Below are 260 nucleotides of genomic sequence, written 5' to 3' on the forward strand. Positions count from 1 at the left end.
GGGTATAGCCTTCCGGCACGTGAAAGTGCAGCGTCACGCCCGCGATAATCAGCCCCGCCATCGTACCGCCCGCCCGATGCAGAATGCGCACCCGCGTGGCGCCATAGCCGTTCTGGGTGACAAACAGCACGGTCATTAAGATCCAGTAGGGTTTCGGCAGGTGCAGGGCCATTCCCATCAGGCTGGCGATGCTCAGCATCACACTGATCCGCGCGGCATTGCGCAGGGCGGAAGATTTCAGTGAAAGATAACTTTTGAGC

Annotated in this window: 1 protein-coding gene; it reads right to left on the reverse strand. The window is 59.6% G+C overall.

What is annotated here, in order from left to right:
- The coding region (locus tag RTW80_RS29775) for an FUSC family protein (RefSeq protein ID WP_312721747.1) at positions 1 to 260 on the reverse strand (260 nt) is incomplete at both ends.

It is taken from the genome of Escherichia sp. AM3, from assembly GCF_032029835.1.
GTDB classification, from domain to species: Bacteria; Pseudomonadota; Gammaproteobacteria; order Enterobacterales; family Enterobacteriaceae; genus Escherichia; species Escherichia coli.